Here is a 26,832-nt window from a genome sequence, read left to right as displayed (position 1 = left end):
CACGCTCAGGGCGCCGTCCGGCTGCCCAGCGTGCGCGACAGTTCGGCGGCTTCCCGCATCACGCGTTCTCCGAATTCTTTGATGCGCTCGGCGGGCAGCCGGGCGCCGGGGCCGAACACGCCCAGCGAGCCCGCCACCTGGCCGCTGCGGTCGAAGAACGGCGCGGCGATCGCCACCGCGCCCTGTATCAGTTCGTCCCTGCTGACGGCATAGCCCCGCTGCTTCACCATGTCCAGGTCCTCGGCCGGCTGCGCGATGTCCAGGCCACGCTCGGCCGCGTAGCGGCGCCGGTCCTCGTCGCCCTGTCCGATGTTGGCCAGGATGGCCCGGCCGCTGGCGCCCACCGAGATCCGTTCCCGATAGCCGATGCCGCGCTTGAAACTCAGGGGCTGGGGGCTGGGCAGTTCGGCGATGCAGAGCCGGTCGCCGCCTTGCAGCAGGAACAGGGCGACGGTCTCGCCGGTCTGCTCGCGCAGCCGCTGCATCGGCGGCGCCGCCAGTGCGCTCAGGTCCAGGCTGGAGGTCCAGACGTGGGCGAGCTGGCCCACGGCGGGTCCCAGGCGGAATTTCTGCGGATCGCCCTCCGACACCACGAAGCCGCATTGTTCCAGCGTGTACAGCAGGCGGTACAGCGTGGGCCGGCTCAGGTCCACGCGCTTGAGCAACTGCCCCACCGTCAGCTCGTAGTCCGTGGCCGTGAAGGCCAGCAGGATCTCCAGGGCCCGGTCCACGGCCCGCACGCTTTCGCCCGGTTTCTCGGTTTCCGCCACGCCTTTCCTCATTCGTCTCTGTCCATCGAGCCCGACATCGTAGCCGAGCCGCCGCCGGGTTCTGCTGCCGCGTACCCGTTGACAATCCGTTTTATGTCCGTAGAATGGACTCAATTATCATAGAACGGACATTCCCGGCAGGAGAAAGTGGAGTTATGAACAAGGAAACCTCGGAAATCCTGGTGCGCACCGGCCCGGGCACGCCCATGGGCAATCTGCTGCGGCGCTACTGGGTCCCCATCCTGAAATCGAACGAGATCGCCGAGCCCGACTGCCCGCCGGTGCGGGTCCAGATCATGGGCGAGAAGCTGCTGGCGTTCCGCGACAGCAGCGGGCAGGTGGGGCTGATCGACGAGTTCTGTTCGCACCGCGGCGTGTCGCTGTACTTTGGCCGCAACGAAGAGGACGGCATCCGCTGCGCTTATCACGGCCTGAAGTTCAACCGCCTGGGCGAATGCGTGGACGTGCCGTCGGCGCCGCAAAGCTGCAGCCGCATGGGTATCAAGGCCTATCCGTGCATCGAGCGCGGCTCCGTCGTCTGGGCCTACATGGGTCCGCCCGAAACCCAGCCCAGCCTGCCCGAGGTCGAATGGTGCGGCCTGCCGGAAAGCCACATCTACGTGTCCAAGCGGCTGCAGGAATCCAATTACCTGCAGGCCATGGAAGGCGGCATCGACACCAGCCACGTGTCGTACGTGCACCGCTACGAGGTCGACGTGGATCCGCTGCACCAGGGCACCAAGGCCAACGACTACATCAAGGCCGACGGCAACGTCGTGTTCGACATCGAGAAGAACGATTTCGGCCTGTCGCTGTACGGCCGCCGCAACGGCGAACCGGATTCGTACTACTGGCGCATCACCCAGTGGCTGTTCCCGTGGTTCACGCTGATTCCGCCATTCGGCGACCATGCCCTGGGCGGCCACGTCTGGGTACCCATCGATGACCACAACTGCTGGGCCTGGAGCATCAATTTCCATCCCGACAAGCCGCTGTCCGAGCAGGAGCGCGCGGACCTGGACGCGGGCCGGGGCATCCACGCGCCCTGCGATCCCGTCACCTTCCGCCCGCTCGCCAACAAGGACAACGACTACTTGATCGATCGCGTGGCGCAGAAAGAGAAGCGCGCGTACAGCGGCGTGTTCGGCTTCGCCATGCAGGACGCGTCGCTGCAGGAAAGCATGGGACCCATCCAGGACCACGAGGCCGAACGGCTGCTGCCCACGGATCGCGCCATCGTCATGGCGCGCCGCATGCTGCACGAAGCCGCGGTGGGCCTGGCCAACGGTTCGGAACCGCCGGCGCTGGACGGCGCGGCGCAGCGCGTGCGCGCCGCCGGCGTCCTGCTGGACCGTGCCGCCGATCCGATGGAGTGGGCCAAGAGACACCTGGCGGACGGCCTGAACGAGCCGGTCTACAGCGTGTAGCCATGCGGTCAAGGCCAAGCCGGCCGCTTCAAGAACGAGAGGGTAAGGAGACTTTCATGCAAGCATTGCTACGCAACGCGGCCTGTGCGCTGGCCGTCTGTTCCGTCGTCCCGGCGGCCGTGGCCGCCGAGGAATGGGCGCCCACCAAGCCGGTGCGCATCATCGTGCCCATCGTGGGCAGCACCAACGACGTGCTGGGACGGCTGGTCGCGTCCAAGCTCGAGGGCATACTCGGGCAGCCCGTCATCGTCGAGAACAAGCCGGGCGCCGGCGGCAACATCGGCGCCGACCTGGTGGCCAAGTCGCCGCCGGACGGCTACACGCTGCTGGTGGGCTACAACGGGCCCATCGCCATCAACAAGACGCTGTTCGACAACATGCCTTACGACCCCGTGACCGACCTGGCGCCGATCACGCTCGCGGTCAGCTCGCCGCAGTACCTGGTGGTCAACCCGGGACTGCCGGTCAAGAGCGTGGCCGATCTGGTGGCCTGGTCCAAGGCCCATCCGGGCAAGCTGTCGTACGGATCGGTGGCCACGGGCAGCGCCTCGCACCTGACCATGGAAATGCTGAACGAGGCCTCGGGGCTGGGCGCCACGCACGTGCCCTATCGCGGCGCCTCGCCGGCGCTGGTCGACCTGGTGGCGGGCAACGTGCAGGCGGCTTTCATGGTGCCCGGCAACGTCCAGCAGTACGTGAAGGAAGGGCGGCTCAAGCTGCTGGCCTCGACGGGCGAGAAGCGCTTCGCCAGCACGCCAGGCATCCCGACCATGATCGAGTCGGGCTATCCCCATTTCGTCGCCACGTCGTGGATAGGCTTCCTGGCGCCGGCAGGCACGCCGCGCCCCATCATCGACCGCTACAACAAGGAGATCGTGAAGGTCCTGCACATGCCCGACGTGCAGCAGAAGCTGCGCGACATGGAGTTCGAGGTCGTGGCCAACACGCCGGAACAGTTCGGCGCCTGGATACGGACCGAAGTGGAACGCTGGGGCAAGGTCATCAAGGCCACCGGCGCCAAGGCGGGTTGAGCCATGGCCAGACTTGCCGAACGCAGGGCCCTGATCACCGGCGGCGGCGCGGGCATAGGCGCCGCCATCGCTCGGGTCTTCTGCCAGGAAGGCGCGGCGGTGCTGCTGGTGGACCGCGATGCCGACGCGCTGGCGCGCACCGCCGCCGCGCTGCGCGAGCAGTACCCGCGGGCCCGGGTCGAATACCTGGCCGCCGACGTGGCCGACGAGGACGCGGCGCCAGGCGCGGCCGAGCTGGCCGGGCGGACCTGGGGCGGGCTGGACGTCCTGGTCTGCAACGCGGCCATGCGCAACTACTCGCCCTTGTCCACGGCCCGGCCCGAGGAGTGGCGCGCCATGGTGGATGTCAACCTGATCGGCACGGCCAACTACTGCCGTGCCGCGCTGCCCGCGCTGCGCGAGTCGGGCAAGGGGAGCGTGGTGATCGTCTCGTCGTGCTATGCGGTGACGGGCAGGGCGGGCATGGGCATCTACGACGCGACCAAGGCCGGCCTGCTGGCGATGACCCGCACGCTGGCGTTCGAGGAAGCGCCATACGGCGTGCGCGTCAACGCCGTGTGCCCGGGATCGACGCTGACCGAGTTCCACGTGGGCCGGGCCCAGGCGCGCGGCAAGGCGGTCGAGCAATTGAAGGGCGAGCGCAGCGACACGTCCCTGCTGCGGCGCTGGGCGGCACCCGAGGAGATCGCCTGGCCGGTGCTGTGGCTGGCCTCGGACGAGGCCTCGTTCATGACCGGGACCCACGTGCTGGTCGATGGAGGACTGTCGGCGATGTGATGCGCAAGATGCGCACTATTGGCCTGTTTTCTTTATCATGTCCCCAACAGGCGCGGCTGGCGGGGGATGTCCGGCCCCGCCGTTCTTTTCGGGGGACGGGATCCGTGCATGCGTCGACGTCCAGGGGTTGGCAGTTCCGTTCGGGCACGGGTGAGCCGCGGCGGTGGGCAGTGCGCGGGGCCATGGCCGGGGTGGCCGTCGTCCTGCACGCGGGCGCGGCGGCCCAGGCGCTGCCCGCCTTGAGTTTCCAGGCGGCGCAGCAGCAGGTGCTGGCGCGGTCCGACAAGCTGGGCGCGGCGCGGGCGGCGGTCCAAAGCAAGGAACTCCAGCTCGAAGGCGTGCGCAACCTGGGCGGGCCTTCGCTTAGCGTGTCCGCCTCGCACATCCGCTACGAGGCCAACGCCAATCTCAGCCTGTCCGGGCTGAACAACCTCGGCATTCCGCTGCCCCTGCCTTCCAACGTGGAGCTGGAACGGCACGGGTCCCTGACCAACAAATCCCTGATCGGCATCTGGCCGCTCTATCTGGGCGGGGCCACCGACGCGGCGCGCGGCCTGGTCCATGCCCAGGCCGACGAGGCGCGCGCGGACGCGACCCAGGCCGGCTACGAGGTACAGACCACGCTGGCCAAGCGCTATTTCGCCGCGCAACTCGCCGCCCGCGCATGGGACCTCCGCCGCGAGGCCCTGCGGGCCATCGGCGAACACGACCGCGCCGCCGAGCGCATGATGGCCGAAGGCACCATCGCCCGCGTCGATCGGTTGCAGGCGCGCGTCGCGCTGGAGGATGCGCGGCGCGAGGAGCGCAAAGCGCAGGACACGCTGGAACTGGCGCAGGTCGCGCTGGGCCGCACGCTGCGCATGGACGAGGCCGTGCGGCCGTCGACGCCGCTGTTCATCCTGACCCAGGCCATCGAGCCGCTGCCGTACTTCCTGGATGCCGCGATGCACGGCCACCCCGCGCTGGGCAAGGTCGCGGCCAAGGAAGAGCAGGCACGCCAGCTGCATGCGGTGGAGACCGCCACCCGGCGGCCGCAGGTGTTCGCCTTCGGCGGGCACCAGATCCGCAGCGAGAACGGTAGCTGGCTGGTGGGCCTGGGCGTGCGCTGGACGCTGTGGGATTCGCTCGACCGGCCGTCGCTGGACGCCGCCAGCGACAAGACCGTCCTCCAGGCCCAATTGACCGAGGCCCAGGCGCGGCAGGACATCAGCCTGCTGGTGGAAAGCAAGTGGCGTGCGGTGGACCAGGCGCGCCGCCAGTTCCTGGCGACCGGCGCCAGCGTGGAATTGGCCGACGAGGTGGTGCGCCTGCGCACCAGCGGGTTGCGCGAAGGCGTCAGCACCGCCACCGACCTGATCGATGCCGAGACCAACCGCGCCAAGGTGCAGACCGAAAGAGCGCAGGCCGCCTACGACTACATCCAGTCCCTGGCCGAGCTGCTGGAGGCGAGCGGACTGAGCGGCGAGCTGCCGCGCTACATCGAACGGGCGGACGTGCGCCTGCCGCTGGCGGCCGTGGTCGCCGATCCCGCCCGCGGCCCCTGACGACAACGAGACCGAGCTGCCATGAGCGCAAGAAAATCCACTCTCGCCATCGCCGTTGCCGGCGTGCTGGCGCTGGCCGTCGTCGCCTATGGGTTCTGGCGCGCGTCGCGGCCCGCGCCCGAGCAGTTCCAGGGCTACATGGAGGCCCAGGAAACCGACGTCGCCGCCAAGATTTCGGCGCGCGTGGCCGAGGTGGCGGTCAGGGAAGGCGACCGGGTGGAGCGCGGTTCGCTGCTGGTGCGGCTGGACAGCCCCGAGGTCGCCGCCAAGATGGCCCAGGCCCAGGGGGCGCTGGCGGCGGCGCGGGCGGTGCAGGCCAAGGCCGATCGCGGCGCGCGCCCGCAGGAGATCACGATGGCGCAACTGAACTGGCAGCGCGCGCAGGCGGCGGCCGACCTGGCCGAGGTCTCGTTCCGCCGCGTGGACAACCTGGCGCGCGAGGGGCTGGTGGCCGAGCAGAAGCGCGACGAGGCGCGCGCCAACTACCATGCCTCGCGCGATGCGGCGCTGGCGGCGCGGGCGCAGTACCAGCTTGCGCTGGATGGCGCGCGGCCCGAGGACAAGGAGGCCGCGGCGGGCCAGGCCCGGCAGGTGGCCGGCGCGCTGGCCGAGGCCGAGGCGGCCGAAGCCGAGGTCAACCTGAAAAGCCCCGTAGCTGGCGAGATCACCAAGGTCTATGCCAAGGTCGGCGAGCTGTCGCCGCAGGGTGTGGCGGTGGCCACCGTGGTCGATCTGGCCGACCAGTGGGTGGCCATCAATGTGCGCGAGGACCGGCTTTCGCGCTTCGCCGCCGGGACGAGCTTCGAGGCCGAACTGCCGGCGCTGGACCGGCGCCGCGCGCGTTTCAAGGTCTATTACGTGGCCGTGCTGCCCGACTTCGCCACCTGGCGCACCACCCGCGCCAGCCAGGGATTCGACGTCCGCACCTTCGAGGTCCGGGCCCGTCCGGAGGCGCCGATAGACGGGGCGCGGCCGGGCATGAGCGTGCTGGTGCGGTGACGGCATGAGCGCGGCCGCCGGGCCTTCTTCGCATACGGCCGGCAAGTCCGCGAAGCGGCAGGCGCGGTCCGGCGTCTTCCTGCGCGCGGCGGGCCGGGAGGCCGCCTGGCTGCGCCGGCATCCGCGCGAACTGGCCATGATCAGCTGGGTGCCGCTGCTGGCCGTGCTGCTGCTGTGGTGGATGTTCTCGGCAGGCATCCCCACGCGCCTGCCCATCGCCATCGTGGACGACGATCATTCGGCCCTGTCGCGCCAGCTCGCGCGCATGCTGGAGGCGGCGCCGGGCCTGCGCATCGCGCGGCGCGACGCCAGCCTGGCCGAGGCGCGGGCCGGCATGGAGCGGGGCGACACGTACGCGGTGGTGGCGATCGAGCGCGACTTCTCGCGCGACATCAAGCGCGGGGCCAGCGGCCACGTCACGCTGTATCACAACGCCCAGTTCTACACGGTGTCGGGTCTGGTCCTGCGCGACGTGCAGACCGTGGCCATGACGCTGTCGGCCGGCGTCGAGATGGCGGCGCGCAATCGCCGGGGCGAGCCGGCGCGGGCGGTGGCGGTCAACGCCGAGCCGATCCGGCCCGGTTCGCTGGCCTTGTTCAACCCCAGCCTGAACTACGAACAGTTCCTGGCGGCCGCGCTGATTCCGGCGCTGCTGCATATCCTGGGCATGACGGCGGGCGCCTGGGCCGTGGGCCGGGAGATCCGCGACCGAACGGTGGGCGCCTGGCTCGCGGCCGCCACGGGGGCGGGGACGGCTCCGGACGGCGGCGTGCGCATCGCGGCGGGGCCGGCCCTGGCCGCGCTGGCCGGCAAACTCGCGTGGCCGTGGACCGGGCTGTCCGGCGTGGGCCTGGCGGCACTGTTGTGGCTGACCTGGGGCCGGGGCTGGCATCCGCCCGGCAGCCTGCCGTGGGTGGCCCTGGCCCTGGTGGCCTTCATGGCCTTGTCGATCGCGATGGGCGCGGCCGCGGCGCTGGCGACGCGGTCCCTGCGCACGGCGCTGTCGCTGGCCGGCGTCGTGACGGCGCCGGCCTTCGCCTTCAGCGGCATGGGCTTTCCGCTGGCCGCGATGCCGGTCGGCGCGCGCGCCTGGGCGCTGGCGCTGCCCTATACGCATTACATACGGCTGCAGGTGGAGCAGTTGCAGATGGCGGCGCCCCTGCGCCAGTCGCTGCCGGCTTTCGTGTCGATGCCGGTGGGCACGGCGCTGCTTGCGCTGGCGGGCGCGTGGCTGTTGTGCCGCGTGGCGGCCGAGCCCGCGCGCTGGGGAGGCCGCTGATGGCCGCGCGCGGCTGGGCCGCCGCCTGGCGGGACACGCTGGCGGAACTGCTGCGCGACAAGGGCGCGCTGCTGCTGATCGTGCTGGCGCCGGTCTTCTACGGCTTCTTCTATCCCTGGCCCTATGCCACCGAGGTCCTGCAACGCGTGCCGGTGGCCATCGTGGACCTGGACCACTCCAGCCTGTCGCGCCAGATCGTGCGCTACGCCGATGCCAGCCCCGACCTGCGTGTGGCGATGGTGACCGGGGATGAGGAAACCGCCAGGCAGGCGATGTGGCGCGGCGAGATCGAAGGCTACGCGCTGCTGACCCGGGACCTTAGGCGCAACGTGCTGCGCGGCCGGCCGGCGCCGGTCGTGGTCAGCACCAACGGCAGCTACGCGCTCTACAACAAGGCGGTGATGACCGGGTTCACCGCCGTGATCGGCACGGTGTCGGCCGGCATCGAAATCGCGCAGCGCAGCGCGCGCGGCCAGGGGCGGGCCCAGGCCATGGCCGGCCGCAGTCCGGTCGGCGTCAGTGCCGTCGCTCTCTACAATCCCACCGGCGGCTATGGCAGCTACGTCGTGCCGGCGGTGGCGCTGATCATCATGCAGCAGACGCTGCTGATGGGCGTCGCGATGCTGGCCGGCACCTGGGCCGAGGCCGGGCGCCTGCGGGCGCCGGCCGCGGTCTGGCTGGGGCGCGTGCTGGCCTTCTCCACCGCCGGCCTGTTCGCCGGGCTGGTCTACTTCGGCTGGATATTCTGGCTGCAGGACTACCCGCGCGGGGGCAATCCGCTGGGGGCGCTGGTGCTGCTGCTGTGCTATGCCCCGGCGGTCAGCGTGGCGGGGGCGCTGCTGGGCGCCTGGCTCAAGGACCGCGAGCAGGCCTTGCAGGCATGGCTGTTCACGTCGCTGCCCATCGCTTTCCTGTCCGGCTTCGCGTGGCCGGTGGAAAGCCTGCCGCCCGTGCTGCAGGCGGTGCGCTGGATCTTTCCCAGCACCGCCGGGATCGATGCCTCGCTCAGGCTGAACCAGATGGGGGCGCCGCTGGCCGACGTGGCGGGATCGCTGTCGTGGCTGGCGGCCTGGGCGCTGGCGGGCTTCGCCGCGCTGGCCTGGTGGATGCGTCCCCGGGAGCCGGGGACGCTCCGTGGCAACGTCAGATCTGCGTGATGAACTTGGTCACGAGATAGCCGTCGAAGGTCTCGACGCCGCCTTCGCTGCCTATGCCCGAGTCCTTCACGCCGCCGAAGGGCGTTTCGGCCAGGGCGACGCCGAAGTGGTTGATGTTGACCATCCCGGCTTCCAGGCCGTTGGACACGGCGGTCGCGGTCTTCAGCGAGTTCGTGAACACGTAGGAAGCCAGGCCGAACGGCAGGCTATTGGCGCGCTTGAGCACTTCCTCGGTGGTCTTGAAGCGCGTGACCGGGGCGATGGGGCCGAAGGGTTCCTCGGTCATCAGCTTGGAATCGTCGGGGATGTCGGTCACGACCGCGGGCGAGAAGAAATTGCCTTTTTCGCCCATGCGCGAGCCGCCTGTCACGATGCGGCCGCCGCGCTGGCTGGCGTCGTCCAGGAAGGTTTCCATGGCCATCAGCCGGCGCTCGTGGGCCAGCGGACCCATTTCCACGCCCTTGCCCAGGCCGTCGCCGACCTTGATGGAGGCGATGGTATCGGTGAAGCGCGCCACGAACTTGTCGTAGGCTTTTTCCTGGACGTAGAAGCGGGTGGGCGAGATGCACACCTGGCCGGCGTTGCGGATCTTCATGCGCGCCAGCATCTCGGCCGCCGGCTCGACGTCGGCGTCGTCGAACACCAATACCGGCGAGTGGCCGCCCAACTCCATGGTGGTGCGCTTCATGTGGGCACCGGCCAGCGCCGACAGCTGCTTGCCCACCGGCACCGAGCCGGTGAACGAGATCTTGCGCACGATGGGCGATTCGATCAGGTAGGAAGATATCTCGCTGGGTACACCCCAGACGATGTTCAGCACGCCCGGGGGCAGTCCGGCGTCGTGGAACAGCTGGGCCATGGCCACCACCGCACTGGGCGTGTCTTCCGGGCCTTTCAGGATGATGGTGCAGCCGGCGGCGACGGCCGCCGAGACCTTGCGGATGGCCTGGTTGAACGGGAAATTCCAGGGCGTGAACGCGGCGCACACGCCCACCGGCTCGCGCACGACGAACTGGCGCACGGCGGGGTTGCGCGGCGGGATCACGCGGCCATAGATGCGGCGGCATTCCTCGGCGTGCCATTCGGCGTGCTCGGAGCAGGTCATGATCTCGGCCACGGCCTCGGCCAGCGGCTTGCCCTGGTCCAGCGTCAGGTTGTGTCCGATCTGCTGGGCACGCTCGCGCGCCAGTTCGGCCACCTTGCGCAGGATGCGCGAACGCTCCAGGGGCGAGGTTTTCTTCCAGCTTTCGAAGGCCCGCTGGGCCGCCGCGAGGGCGCGGTCGAGATCCGCGCGCGAGGCGTGGGGCAGCTTGCCGAGCACTTCCCCGGTGGCGGGGTTGACGACGTCCTGCTCGCGCCGGTCGCCGCCTTGGATGAATTCGCCGTCGATGTAAAGGGCGAGGTCCTGATACATGCCAGTCTCCTGAGGTCGGAGTCCGGAACGTTCCGGACTCCGGAAGCGAAAAGCAACCCCATAGACTAGCATGGCCGGGCGCTTTTCCGCATGCGCCGCCCGCCCTGCGTGCTATCTTCCCGGGTACTTTTCCCCTACACCGAAACTTGCGTATCCCCCGCGGCATGCCGGCAGCACGAGACCCGAAAACACCGCCCGGCGACAGCCCCCGCTACCGCCAGATCCTGGATGCGCTGCTGGCTCGCATCGAGCACGGCATCTACCCGGTGGGCGGCCACGTCCCCACCGAAGGCCAGCTGTGCCGCGAGTTCGAGGCCAGCCGCTACACGATACGCGCCGCGCTGGCCCACCTGGTCGAACACGGCATGGTCGAACGCCGCGCGGGCATCGGGACGGTGGTGTTGGCGTCGCGGTCGCGGCGCGCCTACCAGCAGTCGATCGCCTCGCTGTCCGACCTGTTCCAGTACGCGCTGGACACCCATGTGGAGATCCGCGCCTCGACCCTGGTGGCGCTGGACGCGGCCACGGCGGCCATGCTGGGCGCGCGCGAGGGCGACCGCTGGCTGCAGGTGGACAGCGTGCGCTGGACCGAGCGGGGCGGCGCGCCCATCTGCTGCACCAGCTCCTTCCTGCCCGAGCGGCTGGCGTGGATAGGCCCCGAGCTGCCCGGCTGCGTGGGGCCCTTCTATGCCCATATCGAGGCCCGCGCGGGCGAATCCATCGTGCGGGCCACGCAGGAGATCCGCGCCGAACCCATGCCGGCCCATCTGCGGCCGCTGCTGGGCGACCAGCGCGAGGCGATCGCGCTGTGCCTGATCCGCCACTATTTCTCGGCGGCGGGCAGCGTCATCTGTTCGTTCAACTGGCACCCGGCGGCCAGCTTCAGCTACCGGATGGAGATCGAGCGCCGGCGTTAGCGCGCCTGCCTCTACATGATGGCCGGCTTGTCCGTGTGCGGCGCGCGGGCGCCTTCGGCGGCCAGTTCGGCCGGCAGCGATTCGTTCCATAGCCGCGCGATGTAGCGTTCACCGGTGCGGCCGTTGGAGGCATCCGAGCACAGCCACAGGATGCCGCGCCGCATGATGGAGGCGGGCAGCAGGCTGCCATCGGCGCCCTTCCTGTTTGGGCCGCTGGGCAGGAAGTCGGTGTCGGCGGCCCCGCCGGGCAGGTAGACGTTCACGTCCACGCCGGTGCCTTCCAGGTCCTGGGCCCAGATGCGTGAGGCGGCCTCCAGCGCGGCCTTGCTCGGGCCGTAGGGCGAATAGCCCCGGCGCACCATGGTCTGGTCGCTGGTCGAGATGTTGACGATCTTGCCAAAGCCCTGGGCCACCATCAGGGGCGCGGCGGCGCGCGCCATGTTGAAGGCGCCGTTGATGTTGGTGTCGATGATGGCACGCCAGGCCTGCGGGTCGGTCTGCCAGAAGCGCGCGGGCTCGGTGGTGAAGGTGTCGCTGATGACGCCCATGCCTATGCCCGCATTGTTCACCAGCACGTGCAGCGCACCGAAATGGTCTCGGATCTCGGCCACGGCGCGCGCGCAGTGCTCGAAGCGCGTGACGTCGGCGACGATGGCGAACATGCGCCCGATGCCGGCCGTGGCCTGGGCCTGCGCCATGGTCTCGTGCATGGCGTCCGAGGCGTGGGCGCCGGTGATCGCGACCCGCGCGCCCGCCGCCACCAGCGCCAGCGCCATTTCGCGTCCCAGTCCGCGCGTGCCGCCGGTGACCAGCACGACGCGGTCGCGCAGGGATGCCGTGTAATCTGCCGTCATGACGTTCGCTCCTGGAAGAGGCGCCCATCCGGCCGCACCGTCCGGTGCCCGTCTCGCGCCGCGCATGTCCCAGTGTAGCGGCTTGGTGGGCGGACCGGGGCTGTTGGCGGCAGCGGGATGCCAGTTTGTCCGGACAAAGCTATACTTTTCCCGACCACAGACACCAGGAGACCCGGCATGGACGGCCACGTGGAGATCATCGACGTCGCGCCGCGCGACGGCATCCAGAACGAGCGCGTGCTGCTGCCGGCGGCGGACAAGATCGAACTGATCCGGCGCATCGCCGATGCCGGCGGCAGGCGGATCGAGGCGGCCAGCTTCGTCAATCCGAAGCGGGTGCCGCAGATGGCCGATGCCGAGGCCGTCATGGCGGGCATCGAGCGCCGCCCCGGCCTGTCGCTGATCGGCCTGGTGCTGAACGAACCCGGCCTGGCGCGCGCGCGGGCGGCCGGCTGCGACGAAGCCAACGTGGTGGTGGTGGCCAGCGAGACCTTCTCGCGCAAGAACCAGGGCGCGGGCGTGGCCGACGTGGTCGCGGCCGCCTCGGCCATCCTGGAAGGCGCGCGGGCCGCCGGCATGCGCACGTCCGTCACGGTCGGGGCCGCCTTCGGCTGCCCCTTCGAGGGCGAGGTGCCCGCGCAGCGCGTGCTGGCCCTGGTGGAGTCGCTGCTGCCGGCCCGGCCGGACGAGATCGCGCTGGCCGACACCATAGGCTGCGGCGTGCCGACCCAGGTGCGCGAGCTGCTGGCGGGCACGCGCGCGCTGGCGCCGCGGGCGCGCCTGCGCTGCCATTTTCACAATACGCGCAATACCGGCATCGCCAACGTGCTGGCGGCGCTGGAGGCGGGCGTGGATGCCCTGGACGCCAGCACGGGCGGTTTCGGCGGCTGCCCGTTCGCCCCGGCGGCCACCGGCAACATCGCCACCGAGGACGTCGTCTACATGCTCGAGCGCATGGGCGTGGCCACCGGCATCGACCTGGATGCCGTGCTGCGGACGGCGCAGTGGCTGGGCGAGCGGCTGCAGCGGCCCGCCATCGGCGGCGTCAGCCGCGCCGGCCGCTTTCCGTCCGCGGCGGTACAGGCCTGCGCGTAGCGGTCGCGGCGCGGGCCTGGACTATCATGACGTCCTGAGAATGACGTGGAGTGGCAACGACGATGGACAACGTCGATCTGGACGTCCTGCGGCGCCTGGCCCAGTGGCGGCGGGAAGGGCACAAGGTCGTGCTGGGCACGGTGACACGCACCTGGGGCTCGGCGCCCCGGCCCATCGGCGCGATGGTGGCCGTGCGCGGCGACGGCTCGATCGCCGGCTCGGTATCGGGCGGCTGTATCGAGGACGATCTGTCGGACAAGGCGCGCGCCGGTGCATGGCCCACGGACGTGCCCAGCGTGGTGCGCTACGGCGTTTCGGCCGACGAGGCCACGCGCTTCGGCCTGCCCTGTGGCGGCACGCTGGAACTGGTCCTGGAGCCCGTGGCCGACCACAGCGGGGTGGAAGACCTGCTGGCCGAGCTGACCCAGGGCCATCGGGTGCTGCGCCGGCTGGACCTGGCCACCGGCCGTGCCGCGTTGGAAACCGCCAGCGACCGCGCCGACACGCTGTCGCTGACCGCCTCGGAGCTGGCCGCCACCCACGGGCCGAGCTGGCGCCTGCTGATCATCGGCGCGGGGCAGATGTCGCAGTACCTGGCGCAGATGGCGCTGGCGCTGGACTACGAGGTCATCGTCTGCGATCCGCGCGAGGAATACGCGCAGGGCTGGGAGGTGCCGGGCGCGAAGCTGGTGACCACCATGCCCGACGACACCGTGACCGAGATGCGTCCCGACCGCCATACGGCCATCGTCGCGCTGACCCACGATCCCAAGCTGGACGATCTGGCATTGCTGGAGGCGCTCAAGTCCGAGGCGTTCTACGTCGGCGCCATTGGTTCGCGGGCCAACCAGGCCAAGCGCCGCGAGCGGCTGGTGGAGTTCGACCTGACGCGGGACGACGTGGCCCGGCTGCACGGACCGGTGGGCCTGCGCATCGGCGCGCGCACGCCGCCCGAGATCGCCGTGGCCATCCTGGCCCACATGACGGCCGAGCGCTACGGATTCCACAAGCTCGAATTCGAGGCCCCGGACGACGGCGCGTAAACTATCGCGCCTTGTCGTTTCCTGGATTCGCCGTGCCCGCCGTCGTCAACATCGCCGCCTACCGTTTCCTGACCCTGGACGACCTGCCCGCGCTGCAGGCCGCGGCGCGGGACCAGGCGCTGGCGTGCGGGCTGAAGGGCACGGTGCTGTTGGCGCGGGAGGGCATCAACCTGTTCCTGGCCGGCACGCGCCAGGGCATCGATGCCTGGCTGGACTGGCTGCGCCACGGCCCGGCCTTCGGCGGGCGGCTGGCCGGCATCGAGGTCAAGGAAAGCCTGTCGGCACAGGTGCCGTTCCGCAAGCTGCTGGTGAAGGTCAAGCGCGAGATCATCCGCATGGACCACCCGGCCATCCGGCCCGAGGCGGGGCGGGCGCCAGCGGTCGAGGCCCGTACCCTGGCCCGCTGGCTGCGGCAGGGCCATGACGACGAGGGGCGGGAAGTCGTCATGCTGGACACCCGCAATGCCTTCGAGGTGGACCACGGCACGTTCCGGGGCGCGCTCGACTGGCGGATCTCCCGTTTCACGCAGTTCCCGGCGGCGGTGCAGGCGAACCGGGACCAGTTGGCCGGCAAGACCGTGGTGAGCTTTTGCACCGGCGGCATCCGCTGCGAAAAAGCGGCCATCTACATGGAACAGGCCGGCATCGAGCACATCTACCAGCTCGAGGGCGGCATCCTGAAATATTTCGAGGAAACCGGCGGGGAAGGCTACGACGGCGCGTGCTTCGTGTTCGACGGGCGCGAGGCGCTGGATCCGGGCTTGCGGCCTCGGCTGGACGGGCAGGACAACCCGCCCCCCGCGTCGTAGGCCGGGGACGGCGCCGGCCCCCTTACTGTCCCGGCATCCGGGTAAAATACCGGGTTTCCCGTACCGGCCCGACCGCCCGCGCCGCCTCCGGTACAGCCATGCAACCCGCGCCGGACGATCCTCATGTCTGCATTCATTTCTCCCGTTCCCGCCCCCAGCGGTTCCTCGGCCATCTCGTCGGTGCCGGAAATCGTGGCCGAGCTGCGTGCCGGCCGCATGGTCATCCTGGTCGACGAAGAGGACCGCGAGAACGAAGGCGACCTCGTCATGGCGGCCGAATTCGTCACGCCCGAGGCCATCAATTTCATGGCTCGCTACGGACGCGGCCTGATCTGCCTGACGCTGACGGAAGACCGCTGCCGCCAGCTGAACCTGCCGCTCATGGTGTCCGCCAACGGCACCAAGCACGGCACCAATTTCACCGTTTCCATCGAGGCCGCCCAGGGCGTGACCACCGGCATCTCGGCGGCCGACCGGGCGCGCACCGTGCAGGCCGCCGTGGCCCGCGAGGCCAAGCCGTCCGACCTGGTGCAGCCCGGCCACATCTTCCCGCTGAAGGCCGCGCGCGGCGGTGTGCTGGCGCGCGCCGGCCACACCGAGGCCGGCTGCGACCTGACCGCCATGGCCGGGCTTACGCCCGCCTCGGTCATCTGCGAAGTGCTCAAGGACGACGGGTCCATGGCGCGGCTGCCCGACCTGATCGAGTTCTCGCGCCAGCACGACGTCAAGATCGGCACCATCGCCGACCTGATCCAGTACCGCAGCGAGCACGAGTCGCTGGTGCAGCGCGTGGCCGAGCGGCCGATCCGCACGGCGCACGGCGTCTTCCGCGCCGTGATGTACCGCGACACGCCCAGCGGCGCGCCCCATCTCGCGCTGGTCCACGGCGACATCCATCCCGAGCGCGAGACCCTGGTGCGCGTGCACGAGCCCACCTCGCTGCTGGACGTGCTGGAAGTCGCCCGCAGCACGCACAGCTGGAGCGTGCCCAGCGCCCTGGAAGCCATTTCCCAGGCCGAGTCCGGCGTGGTCATCCTGCTCAACTGCGACGGCACGGCCAGCGACCTGGCGGTCGAGTTCCAGCAATTGATCGACCAGGACCGCACCGGCGCGGCCTGCGGCGACGCGCCGCCCCGCATGGATCTTCGCACCTACGGCGTGGGCGCGCAGATCCTGAAGGACCTGAACGTCGGCAGCATGAAGCTGCTGGCACGGCCGGTCCGCATGCCCAGCATGACCGGCTTCTCCCTTACCGTGACCGGCTACGAGGCCGGCCATGACCAACCCCCCACCAAGGACGGCGCCCCAACATGAACCCCTATACCATGACTCCCGATCTGAATGGCGAAGGGCTGCATATCTGCATCGTGCGCTCCCGCTTCAACGAGAACATCGGCGAACAACAGCTGCAGGCCTGCCTGGAAGAACTCGGCAAGCTGGGCGTCGATGAACGCGACATCATGGTCATCTCGGTGCCCGGCGCGCTGGAACTGGGCGTGACCCTGGCCCAGCTCGCCCATACCGGCGAGTTCGACGGACTGATCGCGCTGGGCGCGGTGGTCCGCGGCGAGACCTATCACTTCGAAGTGGTCAGCAATGAAAGCGCTGCGGCCATCAGCCGCGTCGCGCTCGAGACCGGCATCCCCGTCGCCAACGGCGTACTCACCACGGAAACCGAAGAGCAGGCCCTGGAGCGCGCCGCGACCAAGGGCCGCGACTGCGCCCAGGCCGCCGTCGAGATGGCCAACCTGCTGGCCACCCTCGAGCCCGAGGAAGACGACGAGGACGAAGACGACGAAGAGTTCGACGACGAGGAAGAACAGGATGACTGAGGCCAGCCGCCAGAACGCGCGCAGCGCGCGCCGCCGCGCGCGCGAGTTCGCCCTGCAAGGGGTGTACGAGTGGCTGCTCAAGGGTGGCGATGCCGGCGAGATGGGCGAGATCGATGCCCACATGCAGGACGGCGAAGGTTTCGCCGAAGCCGACCTGGGCCACTACAAGGCGCTGCTCTACGGCGCGGCCCGCGATGCGGCCGCGCTGCGCGAACGTTTCGCGCCCTTCCTCGACCGCCAGGTCGAGGAACTGTCGCCGGTCGAGCACGGCATCCTGCTGATCGGCACCTACGAGCTGCAGAACCACGTCGAGATCCCGTACAAGGTCGTCATCAACGAGGCCGTCGAACTCGCCAAGTCCTTCGGCGGCACCGACGGTTTCAAGTTCGTCAACGGCGTGCTGGACAAGCTCGCGGCCGAAGTCCGCGCCGCCGAGGTCCAGGCCGGCCGCCGGGCCTGAAATGGATGCGCTGACGCGCATCCTCCAGGGCGCCGCGGATCCGGCTTTGCCGGTCCGCCAGCGCCGCCCCCTTGAGGGGGCGCCCGAAGGGCGTAGGGGTGGGTCTGACCATGGGCGGTGAGTTCGAACTCATTCGCCGCCATTTCACCCGGACGGCGCCGGCGGACATGATGGGGGTGGGCGACGACTGCGCGCTGCTCGCGCCCTCGGCCGAGGCCACAGCGGTCAGTACCGATCTGCTGGTGGAGGGACGCCACTTCTTTCCCGACGTCGACCCGCGTGCGCTGGGCCACAAGTCGCTGGCCGTGAACCTGTCCGATCTTGCCGCCATGGGGGCGAAGCCGACGGCCTTCGTGCTGGGGCTGGCGCTGCCGCGCGTGGACGACGCCTGGCTGTCGGCCTATGCCGGCGGCCTGTTCGCGCTGGCCGACGCCCATGGCTGTTTCCTGGTCGGGGGCGACACCACCCGCAGCGACGCGGGCACGACGCTGTCCATCACCATTTTCGGCAGCGTGCCCGCCCAGGCGGCGCTGCGCCGCTCGGGCGCCCGGCACGGCGACGACATCTGGGTGTCGGGCATGCTGGGCGACGCCGACCTCGCGCTGCGCCTGCTGCTGGGCGAGCCGGAAGTGCCGGTGGCGGACCGGGCGGCGGTGCTGGCGGCAACCCGCCGCGCGCTCGAGTGGCCCGAGCCGCGCGTGGCGCTGGGGCTGGCGCTGCGCGGCCTGGCCAGCGCGGCGATCGACATCTCGGACGGCCTGCTGCAGGACCTCGGCCATATCCTGGCCGCCAGCGGATGCGGTGGCCGGCTGTGCGCCGACGACGTGCCGGTGTCGCCCGCCGTGGCGGCGCTGCCGCCCTTGTGGCGGCGGCGCTGCGCGCTGGGCGGTGGCGATGCCTACGAGTTGTGTTTCACCGCGCCGGCCGACGCCCGCTCGCGGGTGGCCGACGCCGCCGCGCGCGCGGGCGTGGCGGTCACGCGCATCGGCGCGGTGGAAGCGGGCGCCGGCTTGCGCGTGATGGATGCCGGCGGCAACCCGGTGCCGGATCTGCCCCGCGCGGGCTTCGATCATTTTCCGTCCACGGCCGGTCTGGCGGTGGACTCCTTGCCTGAGGCATCATGACCGACACTTCCTCCGCCGGCACGGTGCCGGCGAGCCCCAGCTTCGCCTGGATGCGCGCGCGCCTGTCGCGCACCATCGCCTTCGGCCTGGGCAGTGGCCTGATCCGCCCCGCGCCGGGGACCTGGGGAACGCTGCTGGCCTGGGCGCTGTGGCAGCCTTTGACGATGGTGCTGGGCGCGCCGTTGCACCAGGTCATCTTCCTGGCGGTGGCCTTCGCCGTGGGCATCTGGGCCTGCGACCGCACCGGGCGCGACCTGGGCGTGCCCGACCATGGCGGAATGGTGTGGGACGAGATGGTCGCCTTCTGGACCGTGCTGTGGCTGATCCCGGATTCCGCGGTGTCGCAGGCTTTCGGCTTCCTGCTGTTCCGCCTGTTCGACATCCTCAAGCCGCCCCCCATCGGCCATTTCGACCGCCGGCTCAAGAACGGCCTGGGCGTGATGTGGGACGACATGATCGCCGCGTTCTACGCGCTCTTGGTCTGCGCGCTGTACTGGCGTATCGTCAACTAAATCAATCCAGGGGGCGGTTTTCAACCAGGCTGACGATCGCCATTCTCGGCCGGCCTGGTCGTGCCCCAGGATGCGGTGGATCCGGCTTTGCCGGTCCACCCGCATCGCCCCCTGGGGGGCGCGCGTCAGCGCGTAGGGGGGAGCATATATGTTCGACCAGGAATCGCTGGATCTGTCCGCCGCCTTGGGGGACGCCCTGCAGCCGGCCGGCTGGATGCTGGCCGCCGCCGAGTCCTGCACCGGCGGGCTGGTGGCGGGGTTGGTCACCGCCGTGGCCGGTTCCAGCGCCTGGTTCGACCGGGGGTTCGTCACCTACACCAACGCGGCCAAGGTGGCCGAGCTGGGCGTGCGGGAAGATACGCTGGCGGCGCACGGCGCGGTCAGCGAACAGACCGCGGGCGAAATGGCGGCCGGCGCGTTGAAGGCGGCGCGGGCGCAGATGGCGGTATCGACGACCGGCATCGCCGGACCGGGCGGCGCGACGCCGGGCAAGCCGGTGGGCATGGTGTGTTTCGGCTGGGCGTGGACGACGCCCGAAGGCCCGCGGGTGCGCACGGCCACGCATCTGCTGGCCGGAGACCGCGCCGCCGTGCGCATGCAGGCGGTCAGGATCGCGCTGCGCGGCGTGCTGGAAGCGCGGGCGCTCGCGGCCGACCCGCTTCAGAACGAGTAGGCCAGGCCCACGCTGCCGAAGGCGGCGGTCTTGCGTTCGACGATGGGGCTGTCGGCCGCGTCGCCCATCAGGCTCTGGACGCCCAGCAGCGTGACGACGCGCCAGCGCTGGTCGAGCCGGTAAGTCCAGAGCGCGAAGGCCGAGCCCGAGCGCAGGCCCGACGACGGCCGGTAGGACGCAAGGCCCGCGCCGCTGTGCGCGGCCTGCTCGGGCGTCACGCCGAACCAGGTCTGCATGTGATCGCGGTTGCCCCATTCCAGGCCGGCGCCGACCTGCACGTCGTGCTTGCCGCCCTGCCAGATGGCGTACGAGCCGCGCACGGCCAGGGTGCCGCCATAGCCGCTCTTGGCCGCCTGGGTGTACGACACCGACGCGCGCCACCGGCCGGGCGCCCAGTCGGCGAACACGCCATACTGGGCATGGGCATCGATGTCGCCCAGGCCCGACAGCCGGTCGGACCGGCTTTCCTTGCGGCCCAGGCCGAAGCCGGCGCGCACGCCCACGTTCAGGCCGGGGGCGATTTCCGTCTTCAGCCCCAGCCCGGGCAGGCCCTGGCTGTTCGAGATGAAGAAGGGGCCGCGCTGGAAGTTGACGATGGGGGCGGGCAGCATGCGATAGCTGTCGGCGCCGGGATAGGCCGGGATGACGGCGAGGCCGCCGCCCACGAGGTCCTGCCCGACGGCGGGCTGCATGGCGCCCAGCAGGAAGCAGAGGCAGAGGCTGCGCGGATCCTGGATCATGTGGCTGGCTCCTGGAACCTGCCGCCGCGGGCGGTTCCGAATGGGGATGTGAAGGCGGCGGCCAGCCCGGCCCGGGCATGAGCGCGAGCCAGCCGCCACCGTGAATTCTGGGCGGAGCGGTTTAAGAACTTTTTAAAATCGGGCGACGATACTGGCCTTTGCCAGCCAATGCGGCCACGCGCGCCGCTCAGCCGAACCACCGGGACACCGATCTTGCGCCTCCTGCTCGTAGAAGACGACGTCATGCTTGCCGACGCGCTCGTCACCGCGCTGCGCCAGCACGACACCGTGGTCGAATGGGCCCGTGACGCCGCGGCGGCGCGGCTGACGCTGATCGACCACGATTATGCGGCGGTCCTGCTCGACCTTGGACTGCCCGGCGGCTCCGGGCTGGGCGTGCTGGCCGCGATGCGCGCCCGCTACGACACGACGCCGGTCATCATCATGACCGCGCGCGACCGCCTGAGCGACCGCATAGGCGGCCTGGACGCGGGCGCCGACGATTACCTGGTCAAGCCGTTCCAGGTCGACGAGCTGCGGGCCCGGCTGCGCGCGGTGCTGCGCCGCAGCCTGGGGCGCGTGGCCCCGGTGCTGCGCAGTGGTGACGTGGAGCTCGATCCGGCCTCGCGCGCGGTCGCCTGCCGCGGTCACCCGGTCGCGCTCAGCGCGCACGAATACCGGACCCTGCTGGCGCTGATGGAAAGGGCGGGCAAGGCCTTGTCTCGCACGGCGCTGGAGGAGGCGGTCTACGGCAGCGACGGCGTGATCGAAAGCAACACCGTGGCGGTCTACGTCCATCAGTTGCGCCGCAAGCTGGGCGAGGACCTGATCGAGACCGTGCACGGCTACGGCTACCGGCTGCGGGAGACTCGATGAGATCGCTGCGCACGCGCCTGCTGACGGGCATCGTCGCGACCATGCTGCTGACCTGGGCGGGAACGTTCCTGTGGTATCGGGCCGAGGTCACGCGCGAGTGGAGCGGGGAATGGGACGCCGCGCTGCGCGAGGTGGCGAACCTGACCTTGCTGTCCCTGCCCGTCGGACTCGAGAACAACGTCGCCGAACGCGGCTTTTCGCTGCCGGGCGAGCAGCGGCTGGACACTTCCCAGCTCCAGATGACCTTCCAGGTCTGGAACCTGGCGACGGGCCGCAGCGTGCTGCATTCCCCGACCGCGCCCGGCCGCCCCATCGTGCCGGACATGCACGAAGGCTACGGCACCATCATGGTGGGAGGCGAACCCTGGCGCGTCTATGCGGTCTCGGATGCCAGCGGGCGGATACAGGTGCAGGTGGGCAAGCCGCAATCGCTGCTGCGCAAGGAACTGCACGACCGCCTGACCCGCGGGTTGATGTTCGTAGGCATACTGGCCTGCATGCTGGCTTGCGTCGTCGGCTGCCTGGTCCAGTGGTCGGTCTTGCCCGTCACGCGGCTGTCGCGCCGCATCCTGCAGCGGCGTCCCACCGATCTGCAGCCGTTGCCGGCGAAGGAACTGCCGGTGGAACTGCGTCCGCTGGTCGAGTCGTTCAACGGCCTGCTAGGACGGCTGGACGAGACCATGCAGAACGAGCGGCGCTTCCTGGTCGATGCCGCGCACGAGCTGCGCACGCCGCTCGCGGTCCTGACGGTGCAGACCGAGAACGCCCTGGGGTGCCAGGACCCCGTGCAACTGCGCGCGGAACTGGGCAAGCTGCTGGCGACTACCCAGCGCAGCGCGCGGCTTTCCGAGCAGTTGCTGGACATGGCCCGGCTGGACGCCAACGGTTTCGGCGAGGACGACGTGGAGCTGCATACCGTGGTGTCGGTGATCGCGCGGGATTTCGAGAACGGCGCCGCCGAGCGCGGCCAGCGCATCAGCCTGGACACCGAGGACTGCCTGGTGCGCGGCCGGGTCGATCCTTTGGGCATCCTGGTGCGCAACCTGATCGACAACGCGGTGCGCTACGGCGGCCGCGACGCGCACATCGCCGTGGCCTGCCGGCGCGAGGCCGACGGCGTGCTGCTGACGGTGGCCGACGATGGCCCCGGCGTGCCCGAATCCGAATACCGGCGCATCTTCGACCGCTTCTACCGCGTGATGGGCACCACCGAACGCGGCAGCGGCATCGGCCTGTCGCTGGTCGCGCAGATTGCCGAATCGCACGCGGCCTCCATCCACGTGGGCACCGGCCTGCGCGGGCGCGGCCTGGGCGTGCGGATACGCTTCCCGTCGCCGCAGCCGGCCTGAGCCGGTGTGTCCCTCAGGCGCGGGGCGAGGCGCGCCGGGCTTCGTCCGCGCGGGCCTCGGCCAGGATCCAGTCGCGGAACGTGCACAGATGCGCGTCGTATTGCAGCCGCTCCGGATAGATCAGGTAGAAGGCGTTGTCGATGGGAACGCGCAGGCCGAAGGGCGCGACCAGCCTGCCTGACGCCAGATCGTCGGCCACCAGCGCATGCTGGCCCATGGCCACCCCCAGGCCCTCCAGCGCCGCCTGGTAGGCCAGGCTGACGCTTTCGAAGGTCAACCCGCGGTCCGGGTCGATGTCATCCGCGCCCGCGGCCTGCAGCCAGGTCGGCCAGTAGTCCGGCCGCGCCACCGATTGCAGCAGCGTGTACTGGCCCAGGTCGCCCGGATGGACGAGCGGGGCGCGGCCCTCCAGCAGGCGCGGGCTGCACACCGGCAACAGTTCGATGCCGACCAGGAAGCGGGAGATCACCCCCGGCCAGTCGCCGCGGCCCATGCGGATGGCGACGTCGGCATCGTGCTCGGTGAAGTCCACCGGCTTGAGCGAGGTGGTGAAGATGGCGTCGCGGCCGGGATGGGCGGCGTGGAACGCGGGCAGGCGCGGCACCAGCCAACGCATCGCGAAGGTCATCGGACACCAGATGTGCAACGGCTTGTCGCGTACCCCCTGCATGGCGCGCTGGGTGGCCTCGCCTATGCTGTCGAACACGTCGTTCAGGTCGTCCAGGTAGCGCCGGCCAACGGCGGTCAGCCGCACTTCGCGGTTCACCCGCTCGAACAGCCGGGCCCCCAGGAATTCCTCCAGGACCATGACCTGCCGGCTGACGGCGCCGGGCGTGACGTGCAGTTCGCGCGCGGCGCGCGTGAAGCTCAGGTGGCGCGCCGCGACCTCGAAGGTGCGCAGCGGGTTCAGCGGGGGCAGGCGAGTGGCCATTTTCTATGAGTAAAAGTCAATCATATTGACTATAAATCGATTGATGTACATTGGGAAAGCGATGAGAATTTTTCACATATGAAGACCGCCGCCGCGGATGGGCCGCAGGGGGCGGCGCGCCTCATTCCTCACGGAGACCACGCATGACCAAGACGCTGCTGGGCAAGATCGCCCCCGAACGGGTAAAGAGCCTCGACATCGAGCGCCCGCCCCAGGACCTGATCGACGGCTTCAAGGCGCTGGGAGACGCCACCGGCATCGTGTCCGACGTCATGGACCACCTGGGCATCGCCGGGACGCTGCCCGGCTCGCTGCTTCGGCCCACCATTCCCGGCGCCACCATCGTCGGCCCGGCCATGACCCTGCGCAACACGGTCCTGACCGGCCATCCCATCGACAACGCGCGCGCCCACCGCAACGGCATGGCCGAGATCGAGGCCCACAACATCGCGGAACAAGGCGATGTGCTGGTGATCGAGGGCGTGCCGGGGCTGTCGAACATGGGCGGCATCTCGGCCCAGGTGGCCAAGCGCCAGGGCGAGATCGGCGCCATCGTGTCGGGCGGGGTGCGCGACGTGGCGCATTCGCGCCGCGTCGGCTTCCCGGTCTGGGCCACCGAGGTCTCGCCCATCACCGGCAAGTGGCGCATCGAGACGATCGAGATCAACGGCCCGGTCCAGATCGAGGGCATACGCGTCAATCCCGGCGACCTCGTGGTGGCCGACGACACCGGTGTTTGCTTCATTCCGCGCGACCGCGCCCGCGAAGTGCTGGAGTTGTCGCGCAAGCGCGCCGCCGCCGAGGACGCGCGCTGCGACGCCATCGACCGCGGCATTGCCATCCGCGACCTGCCGTCGGCCAGCTGAGATGCAAACACCTGCTTCCCCGCGCGGGCGGCTGGCGCTCGCCTGCGCCGTCGCCGCCACCCTGTCCAGCGCCGGCGCCTGGGCGGCCCAGGACTATCCCAATCAGCCCATCCGCCTGATCGTGCCCTTCGCGCCCGGCGGCGGCACCGACATGATCGCGCGCGTCGTGGGCAAGAAGCTGGGCGAGCGGCTGGGCCAGCCCGTCATCGTGGACAACCGCCCCGGCGCCAGCGGCATCATCGGCGCCGAGGCCGTGGCCCGCTCCGCCCCGGACGGCTATACGCTGCTGATGGCCACGACCGCCATCAGCTCGAACGGCAGCCTGTACAACACGATTTCGTACGACCTGAAGAAGGACTTCGCCCCCGTCTCGCAGCTGGCCAACGCGCCCGCGGTGCTGGTGGTGAATCCCGGCCTGCCGGTATCGTCGCTGCAGGAACTGATCCGCTATGCCCGCGAGCGGCCGGGCCAGGTCAACTACGCGTCCTACGGCGTGGGCACGGCGCCCCACCTGGTGGCCGAACTGTTCCAGCAGAGCAGCGGCACGAAGCTCTACCACGTGCCCTACAAGGGCGGCGGCCCCGCCGTGCTGGCGACCCTGTCGGGCGAGACCCGGCTGCTGTTTCCCAGCCTGGTGCCGGTGATGAACCACATCCGCAACGGCAAGCTGCGGGCGCTGGCCGTGGCCTCGGACAAGCGTTCCCCCAGCCTGCCCGAGGTGCCTACCTTCCGCGAGGCGGGCATGGAGTTCGAGACCGGCACCTGGTTCGGCATCGTGGCGCGCGGCGGCACGCCGGCACCCATCGTGGCCCGGCTGCACCAGGAAATCGTCGCGCTGCTGAATGATGCGGACGTGCGCAAGTCGATCTCGGACGAAGGGGCCGAGGTCGTGCCCAGCCCCACGCCGGAGGCTTTCGGCAAGTTGATCCAGGCCGAGGTGGAGCGCTGGGCCAAGGTGGTCCGCACGGCCGGCATCAAGATCGAGAAGTGACCAGGGGGCCGCCCGGGACCGGGGGCTAGCCCCGGCCGGGGCGGAAGCCGTTGATGGCGTCGCGGGTCTCGCGCGCCACGCACGCCGCGGCCTCGCGCCAGTCGTCGCCGCCGCTGGCGTACAGGATGGCGCGCGACGAGTTGATCATCATGCCGGTGCCCGCGGCATTGCATCCCGCTTCCACGGTGGCCTGCACGTCGCCGCCCTGGGCGCCCACGCCGGGCACCAGCAGCGGCATGTCGGCGCCGACGCGGGCGCGCACCGCCGCCAGCTCGGCGGGGAAGGTGGCGCCCACCACCAGGCCGAGCTGGCCGTGGCGATTCCACTTCTTCGCCACCAGGTCGGCCACGCGCAGGTAGAGCGGTTCGCCGCCGGTTTCCAGGAATTGCAGGTCCGAGCCGCCGGGGTTGGACGTGCGGCACAACACGATCACGCCGCGATCCGGCCAGGCGAAATAGGGTTCGATCGAGTCCGAACCCATGTAGGGGCTGACCGTGACGGCATCGGCGCCGTAGCGCTCGAAGGCCTCGGCGGCGTACTGTTCGGCCGTCGAGCCGATGTCGCCGCGCTTGGCGTCCAGCACCAGCGGGATGTCGGGATGGTGTTCCTTGATGTGCCGGCACAGCGCCTCGAGCTGGTCCTCGGCGCGGCGGGCGGCGAAATAGGCGATCTGGGGCTTGAACGCGCACGCGTAGGGCGCGGTGATGTCGGCGATGGCCCGGCAGAAATCGAAGATGCGGTCGGTCCGTCCGCGCAGTTCGGCGGGAAAGCGGGCGGGATCCGGGTCCAGGCCGACGGTCAGCAGGGAGTCGGACGCGGCCCAGGCCTGCGTCAGTTTGCGGGTGAAAGACATGGTGCAAGGGGAACGGAGTCGATCCGCCATTGTAGGATCATCCGGCATTCGGCGCGAAACGGCCCGCAATTCCCCATGGAAGCGGGATCAGGCCAGCAGCCGGCCCGCCAGCACGTGTATCCAGAGCCCGGCCGAGAACAGCAGGGACAGCATCACGGCCGCGCTGCCCAGGTCCTTGGCGCGCCCCAGCAGCGGGTGGGTTTCCACCGACAGGGCGTCGGCCAGCGCCTCCACCGCGGAATTGAGCAATTCCACCACCAGCACCAGCAGCATGCTGAACAGCAACAGCAGGACTTCGGTGGTGTCGCGGCCCAGCCAGACCGCCGCCGGCACCAGGATGACGACCAGCGCGACCTCCTGGCGGAACGCGGCCTCGTATTTGAGCGCGGCGCCCAGGCCCTGCAGCGAATAGCGCCAGGCGCGGAAGACCCGCTGGAGGCCGCCGGTGCTCTTGTAGGGAGAATGCTGTTGATCGGTCATCGGAGCGGGGTAGGGATGGGTCGGCCGCA

At 70.3% G+C, this 26,832-nt stretch carries 28 protein-coding genes; 21 read left to right on the top strand and 7 right to left on the bottom strand.

Going from position 1 to position 26,832, the window contains the following annotated elements; genetic code table 11:
* Positions 1-5 precede the first annotated feature (5 nt).
* Entirely contained in the window at positions 6-782 is a 777-nt protein-coding gene (locus tag EGT29_RS22460; protein WP_124691067.1) for an IclR family transcriptional regulator, read from the bottom strand.
* Positions 783-925: 143 nt separating this feature from the next.
* On the opposite strand from EGT29_RS22460, the gene EGT29_RS22455 reads away from it, so the two are divergent.
* From EGT29_RS22455 to EGT29_RS22425, 7 genes are all read left to right on the top strand, one after another.
* Positions 926-2,197: a Rieske 2Fe-2S domain-containing protein gene (locus EGT29_RS22455; RefSeq protein ID WP_124691066.1), complete on the top strand. Its 1,272-nt coding sequence runs from the start codon at positions 926-928 to the stop codon at positions 2,195-2,197.
* 56 nt (positions 2,198-2,253) lie between these two features.
* The gene (locus EGT29_RS22450) at positions 2,254-3,228 is read left to right on the top strand and encodes a tripartite tricarboxylate transporter substrate binding protein (RefSeq protein WP_124691065.1); all 975 of its coding nucleotides are present in this window, start codon (positions 2,254-2,256) and stop codon (positions 3,226-3,228) included.
* Positions 3,229-3,231: 3 nt separating this feature from the next.
* A complete protein-coding gene (locus EGT29_RS22445) occupies positions 3,232-4,005 on the top strand; it encodes an SDR family NAD(P)-dependent oxidoreductase (RefSeq protein WP_124691064.1) in 774 nt (257 codons plus the stop codon).
* A gap of 182 nt (positions 4,006-4,187) precedes the next feature.
* Positions 4,188-5,549, top strand: coding sequence for a TolC family protein (locus EGT29_RS22440; protein WP_124691063.1), 1,362 nt, complete (start codon positions 4,188-4,190; stop codon positions 5,547-5,549).
* 21 nt (positions 5,550-5,570) lie between these two features.
* Entirely contained in the window at positions 5,571-6,548 is a 978-nt protein-coding gene (locus tag EGT29_RS22435) for an HlyD family secretion protein (protein ID WP_124691062.1), read from the top strand.
* A 4-nt stretch (positions 6,549-6,552) separates the two neighbouring features.
* The gene (locus EGT29_RS22430; RefSeq protein WP_192901770.1) at positions 6,553-7,827 is read left to right on the top strand and encodes an ABC transporter permease; all 1,275 of its coding nucleotides are present in this window, start codon (positions 6,553-6,555) and stop codon (positions 7,825-7,827) included.
* Entirely contained in the window at positions 7,827-8,984 is a 1,158-nt protein-coding gene (locus tag EGT29_RS22425; protein WP_124691061.1) for an ABC transporter permease, read from the top strand. Before EGT29_RS22430 ends, EGT29_RS22425 begins: the two co-directional genes overlap by 1 nt.
* On the opposite strand, the gene EGT29_RS22420 is transcribed toward EGT29_RS22425, so the two are convergent.
* The gene (locus EGT29_RS22420; RefSeq protein ID WP_124691060.1) at positions 8,971-10,398 is read right to left on the bottom strand and encodes an NAD-dependent succinate-semialdehyde dehydrogenase; all 1,428 of its coding nucleotides are present in this window, start codon (positions 10,396-10,398) and stop codon (positions 8,971-8,973) included. The two genes, EGT29_RS22425 and EGT29_RS22420, sit on opposite strands and share 14 nt — an antisense overlap.
* A gap of 164 nt (positions 10,399-10,562) precedes the next feature.
* Between EGT29_RS22420 and EGT29_RS22415 the strand changes: the two genes are divergently transcribed.
* Entirely contained in the window at positions 10,563-11,315 is a 753-nt protein-coding gene (locus EGT29_RS22415) for a GntR family transcriptional regulator (protein ID WP_124691059.1), read from the top strand.
* Between the two features lie 11 nt (positions 11,316-11,326).
* On the opposite strand, the gene EGT29_RS22410 is transcribed toward EGT29_RS22415, so the two are convergent.
* The gene (locus tag EGT29_RS22410; protein WP_124691058.1) at positions 11,327-12,169 is read right to left on the bottom strand and encodes an SDR family NAD(P)-dependent oxidoreductase; all 843 of its coding nucleotides are present in this window, start codon (positions 12,167-12,169) and stop codon (positions 11,327-11,329) included.
* 177 nt (positions 12,170-12,346) lie between these two features.
* Here EGT29_RS22410 and EGT29_RS22405 point away from each other — a divergent pair, with 177 nt between their 5' ends.
* The 9 genes from EGT29_RS22405 to EGT29_RS22365 all read left to right on the top strand — a co-directional run bounded on the left by EGT29_RS22405 (position 12,347) and on the right by EGT29_RS22365 (position 19,717).
* The gene (locus EGT29_RS22405; RefSeq protein WP_124691057.1) at positions 12,347-13,264 is read left to right on the top strand and encodes a hydroxymethylglutaryl-CoA lyase; all 918 of its coding nucleotides are present in this window, start codon (positions 12,347-12,349) and stop codon (positions 13,262-13,264) included.
* Positions 13,265-13,326: 62 nt separating this feature from the next.
* On the top strand, positions 13,327-14,307 hold the full coding sequence (locus EGT29_RS22400) for an XdhC family protein (RefSeq protein ID WP_124691056.1): 981 nt from the start codon (positions 13,327-13,329) through the stop codon (positions 14,305-14,307).
* A gap of 32 nt (positions 14,308-14,339) precedes the next feature.
* On the top strand, positions 14,340-15,116 hold the full coding sequence (locus EGT29_RS22395) for a sulfurtransferase (RefSeq protein WP_124691055.1): 777 nt from the start codon (positions 14,340-14,342) through the stop codon (positions 15,114-15,116).
* Positions 15,117-15,239: 123 nt separating this feature from the next.
* Positions 15,240-16,430, top strand: a complete 1,191-nt coding sequence (ribBA, locus tag EGT29_RS22390) for a bifunctional 3,4-dihydroxy-2-butanone-4-phosphate synthase/GTP cyclohydrolase II (protein WP_124691054.1) — start codon at positions 15,240-15,242, stop codon at positions 16,428-16,430.
* Positions 16,427-16,948 carry a 6,7-dimethyl-8-ribityllumazine synthase gene (gene ribH, locus EGT29_RS22385; protein ID WP_124691053.1) on the top strand — a complete coding sequence of 174 codons (522 nt, stop codon included), beginning with the start codon at positions 16,427-16,429 and terminating at the stop codon, positions 16,946-16,948. Before ribBA ends, ribH begins: the two co-directional genes overlap by 4 nt.
* Positions 16,941-17,408: a transcription antitermination factor NusB gene (gene nusB, locus EGT29_RS22380; protein ID WP_124691052.1), complete on the top strand. Its 468-nt coding sequence runs from the start codon at positions 16,941-16,943 to the stop codon at positions 17,406-17,408. The genes ribH and nusB overlap by 8 nt, the downstream gene beginning before the upstream one ends.
* 110 nt (positions 17,409-17,518) lie before the next feature.
* Positions 17,519-18,532, top strand: coding sequence for a thiamine-phosphate kinase (gene thiL, locus EGT29_RS22375; RefSeq protein ID WP_124691051.1), 1,014 nt, complete (start codon positions 17,519-17,521; stop codon positions 18,530-18,532).
* Positions 18,529-19,044, top strand: a complete 516-nt coding sequence (locus tag EGT29_RS22370) for a phosphatidylglycerophosphatase A (protein WP_124691050.1) — start codon at positions 18,529-18,531, stop codon at positions 19,042-19,044. The genes thiL and EGT29_RS22370 overlap by 4 nt, the downstream gene beginning before the upstream one ends.
* Positions 19,045-19,192: 148 nt before the next feature.
* Positions 19,193-19,717, top strand: a complete 525-nt coding sequence (locus tag EGT29_RS22365) for a CinA family protein (protein WP_124691049.1) — start codon at positions 19,193-19,195, stop codon at positions 19,715-19,717.
* Here the strand turns inward: EGT29_RS22365 and EGT29_RS22360 are convergent.
* Positions 19,705-20,457 carry a MipA/OmpV family protein gene (locus EGT29_RS22360; RefSeq protein WP_238160168.1) on the bottom strand — a complete coding sequence of 251 codons (753 nt, stop codon included), beginning with the start codon at positions 20,455-20,457 and terminating at the stop codon, positions 19,705-19,707. The genes EGT29_RS22365 and EGT29_RS22360 overlap by 13 nt on opposite strands.
* A 213-nt stretch (positions 20,458-20,670) precedes the next feature.
* Between EGT29_RS22360 and EGT29_RS22355 the strand changes: the two genes are divergently transcribed.
* Together EGT29_RS22355 and EGT29_RS22350 are read left to right on the top strand one after the other, a co-directional pair.
* Entirely contained in the window at positions 20,671-21,333 is a 663-nt protein-coding gene (locus tag EGT29_RS22355) for a response regulator transcription factor (protein ID WP_124691048.1), read from the top strand.
* Positions 21,330-22,682: an ATP-binding protein gene (locus EGT29_RS22350; RefSeq protein ID WP_124691047.1), complete on the top strand. Its 1,353-nt coding sequence runs from the start codon at positions 21,330-21,332 to the stop codon at positions 22,680-22,682. The genes EGT29_RS22355 and EGT29_RS22350 overlap by 4 nt, the downstream gene beginning before the upstream one ends.
* 13 nt (positions 22,683-22,695) lie before the next feature.
* Here EGT29_RS22350 and gcvA read toward each other — a convergent pair whose 3' ends face one another.
* Entirely contained in the window at positions 22,696-23,613 is a 918-nt protein-coding gene (gene gcvA / locus EGT29_RS22345; RefSeq protein ID WP_124691046.1) for a transcriptional regulator GcvA, read from the bottom strand.
* Positions 23,614-23,756: 143 nt separating this feature from the next.
* Between gcvA and EGT29_RS22340 the strand changes: the two genes are divergently transcribed.
* Both EGT29_RS22340 and EGT29_RS22335 read left to right on the top strand, forming a co-directional pair.
* Positions 23,757-24,479 (top strand): RraA family protein, encoded by a 723-nt coding sequence (locus tag EGT29_RS22340; RefSeq protein ID WP_124691045.1) that lies wholly within the window; start codon positions 23,757-23,759, stop codon positions 24,477-24,479.
* Between the two features lies 1 nt (position 24,480).
* Positions 24,481-25,470, top strand: coding sequence for a tripartite tricarboxylate transporter substrate binding protein (locus EGT29_RS22335; protein WP_124691044.1), 990 nt, complete (start codon positions 24,481-24,483; stop codon positions 25,468-25,470).
* Between the two features lie 25 nt (positions 25,471-25,495).
* On the opposite strand, the gene pyrF is transcribed toward EGT29_RS22335, so the two are convergent.
* On the bottom strand, positions 25,496-26,323 hold the full coding sequence (pyrF, locus tag EGT29_RS22330) for an orotidine-5'-phosphate decarboxylase (protein ID WP_124691043.1): 828 nt from the start codon (positions 26,321-26,323) through the stop codon (positions 25,496-25,498).
* An 87-nt stretch (positions 26,324-26,410) separates the two neighbouring features.
* Complete coding sequence (locus EGT29_RS22325) at positions 26,411-26,803, bottom strand: diacylglycerol kinase (RefSeq protein ID WP_087839813.1); 393 nt, start codon at positions 26,801-26,803, stop codon at positions 26,411-26,413.
* Positions 26,804-26,832 lie beyond the last annotated feature (29 nt).

The organism is Pigmentiphaga sp. H8 (assembly GCF_003854895.1).
Taxonomy (GTDB): domain Bacteria; phylum Pseudomonadota; class Gammaproteobacteria; order Burkholderiales; family Burkholderiaceae_B; genus Pigmentiphaga.
This window is presented reverse-complemented; position numbering and strand designations above follow the sequence as displayed.